Source organism: Azonexus sp., assembly GCF_036170495.1.
Taxonomy (GTDB): domain Bacteria; phylum Pseudomonadota; class Gammaproteobacteria; order Burkholderiales; family Rhodocyclaceae; genus Azonexus.
The window spans coordinates 1-2,455 of sequence record NZ_JAVHPH010000326.1 but is presented as its reverse complement, the minus strand read 5'-3'; the positions used below and the strand labels follow the sequence as shown (position 1 = coordinate 2,455).

Sequence of the window (2,455 nt, the reverse complement as noted above, 5' to 3'; positions counted from 1 at the left end):
GCAGAGGACTCATAATCCTTTGGTCCACGGTTCAAGTCCGTGCAGGCCCACCAATTTGCAGTTCTGTGACCATGCCTTCAAGGCTTGGTCGCATGTTTCAGAAGTACCCGGTAGGCACTTCGACGAAAGCTCCGCTGCTGAGTTGAAGTGGCAGGTTTTTAGGCATTTTTTGTAAAGGCATTCGACATGAATACAGAATCCATCCTCACGCATCTCAAGAAGCACGGCCAATTGCTCGATGCTGACATTGCGAAAGGCACAGGCATCGCATTGTCGGATGTTCGCACATCGATTCTCGAACTGTCCGCCCAAAAAGCCATTTCGGTGTGCAGCATGACGACCTTCAAGAACGGCACACCGACCGAAGGCATGTTCTGCCGTGTTTCCGGCTACATGCCCTCGGCTGCGCCGGGTCGCAAGCCGGGCGTCAAGACGTCCTGAGACAATTGGCGCCGATTCCGCGAAAAGCGGGCTCGGGGCTATTCAACGACGCGGCCGCGCTGAAGTTTGACCTGGCCGCGTTTTATTTTGCTCTCGATGCGCTTGCGCTGGGCGTTCCGGCTGGGCTTGGTCGGCCGCCGGACGGCTGGCACAAAAGCGGCCGAGGCAATCAGTTCGCGCAAGCGAACCAGAGCGTCCTCCCGGTTGCGCTCTAGGCTGCGATGTTTTTGTGCCTTGATGACGACGATGCCTTCGCTGCTGATCCGCTGATCGCGCATGGCTCGCAATTTTTCCTTGACCTCATCGGGCAGACTCGACGCGGCGATGTCAAAACGCAGATGCACGGCATTCGACACCTTGTTGACGTTCTGTCCCCCCGCCCCTTGCGCGCGGATGGCGGTGAATTCAACTTCACTTTCGTTTAAAACCAGGGCGTTCATTTTTTTGCTTCGAGTTGGTCGTAGACCGCCGTCGCCACTTTGGCCAGTTCGCCCTTGGCGGTGCTCGCCGACAGGGCGTAGCCGAATTTACCATCAACCCAGTAAAAAACATTGACCGGCCCTTCGCGGGCGAAGCGGAAGCCGGCATCAGGCTGGGCGGCATTTTCGGTCGTCACGTACAAGGTCATGCGCTGGCCGGTGGCATCCTGATACATGAACTGGGCAACCGGGCCGGCGTTGCCGGGAAGCAGGCGGCCGCCAACGAGTTCGTAGCCAAGGGCACCGAGTTTGGGCGGACTGACCGGCGTACCGAGACGCTTGCTCAGCCATTTGATCAGTGCCTCCTCCTGATCGGCCGTCACCTCGACAGGGCGACGGGCGTCGGGACTATAAACCACGTGGGCGACGGCGGCCTGCCGGGGCAGCGGAACAACCTGCGCGAGGCGCTCGGCATCTTGATACTGGCCGTGCCCCAGCCAACCGGCGACACCACCGAGCACAGCAACGAGAACGCCGGCAGCCATCTGTTGCCACGACCATGATTTCAAATTTGGCCATTTTTTCCGGTTGACCGTGGGATTCGCTGGCTGCACGGCCAAAGCATGCAGGCGGTCCGGCAAAGCCTCGACCAGCACCGGATTGAACAGCGCTTTGAGCGCCTCGTTCTGGGCGCGATAGGCGCGAACGCGTTCGGCATCCTCGGGATAGACAACCAGATAGGCTTCGATCTCGGCCCGCCGCGACCCGGTCAAGGCGCCGTCGACGTAGGCGTGCAGGTCGTCTTCGGTGATATTGAGCGGGCTCATCGCACGATCCTTAGATTGGCCCCACCCAGCCGGCCATTCATGATCTGACGCAGCCGTTCACGTCCGCGCGCCAGGCGGGACATCACGGTGCCGATCGGAATGCCCAGTGCAGCGGCGATTTCGGCATAACTCATTTCTTCCAGGCCGACGAGGAGCAGCACTTCACGCTGTTCGTCCGGCAATTGGCGGAGGGCTGATTCGAGGTCCATCACTTCCAGCCGATCGCTCTGGGTAGCGCGCGTCGGCACTTCGCCGGTATCTTCATCAAGCGAATCAATCGGCAAACTGCCGCGCCGCAACTGATCGACGCGCAGGTTGTGCATAATGCCGAACAGCCAGGCCCGCAAATCGCTGCCCACCCGCCATTGGGCGAGGCGGCTCCAGGCGCGTTCAAGGGTGTCCTGAACAAGATCGTCGGCTGCCGCACGGTCGCCCAGCATCGCCCGCGCATATCGGCGCAGGCGAGGCAATTCGGCGACGATGGCACGGCCGTCCATTCAAAAAATTCCTTGGTCAACTCGATCGTGGCACAACGACGCGCCGCAGGCAGGGCAAGTCGCACGGCTCGACGAAGTCGACAAGGTCACGGTTGGGCAGCCCGGGAAATCAAGGCTTGGCAACGTGCCAGACGTTGTTGAACCCGTCGCCGGTCTTGTCGCCGGCCTTCATGTCCTTCGCCCAGAAATACAGCGGTTTGCCCTTGAAGGCCCACTGCTAAGAAGAACTGAGATATTTGGTAGGGCAGAAGCGCGATATTTCCGAGCTATA

4 protein-coding genes and 1 pseudogene are annotated in these 2,455 nt (G+C 60.1%); 1 reads left to right on the top strand and 4 read right to left on the bottom strand.

Annotation, left to right across the window (positions count from 1 at the left end; all coding sequences use genetic code 11):
• Positions 1 to 186: 186 nt before the first annotated feature.
• Positions 187 to 441 (top strand): transcriptional regulator, encoded by a 255-nt coding sequence (locus ADADOO_RS12030; protein ID WP_511277742.1) that lies wholly within the window; start codon positions 187 to 189, stop codon positions 439 to 441.
• Between the two features lie 38 nt (positions 442 to 479).
• On the opposite strand, the gene arfB is transcribed toward ADADOO_RS12030, so the two are convergent.
• The 4 genes and pseudogenes from arfB to ADADOO_RS12010 all read right to left on the bottom strand — a co-directional run.
• Positions 480 to 881 carry an alternative ribosome rescue aminoacyl-tRNA hydrolase ArfB gene (gene arfB / locus ADADOO_RS12025; RefSeq protein ID WP_511277741.1) on the bottom strand — a complete coding sequence of 134 codons (402 nt, stop codon included), beginning with the start codon at positions 879 to 881 and terminating at the stop codon, positions 480 to 482.
• Complete coding sequence (locus ADADOO_RS12020) at positions 878 to 1,687, bottom strand: anti-sigma factor family protein (protein ID WP_511277740.1); 810 nt, start codon at positions 1,685 to 1,687, stop codon at positions 878 to 880. The genes arfB and ADADOO_RS12020 overlap by 4 nt, the downstream gene beginning before the upstream one ends.
• On the bottom strand, positions 1,684 to 2,184 hold the full coding sequence (locus ADADOO_RS12015) for an RNA polymerase sigma factor (protein ID WP_511277739.1): 501 nt from the start codon (positions 2,182 to 2,184) through the stop codon (positions 1,684 to 1,686). The genes ADADOO_RS12020 and ADADOO_RS12015 overlap by 4 nt, the downstream gene beginning before the upstream one ends.
• Before the next feature lie 109 nt (positions 2,185 to 2,293).
• Positions 2,294 to 2,389, bottom strand: a pseudogene (locus tag ADADOO_RS12010) (hypothetical protein); the annotation flags it as partial.
• Between the last annotated feature and the right edge of the window lie 66 nt (positions 2,390 to 2,455).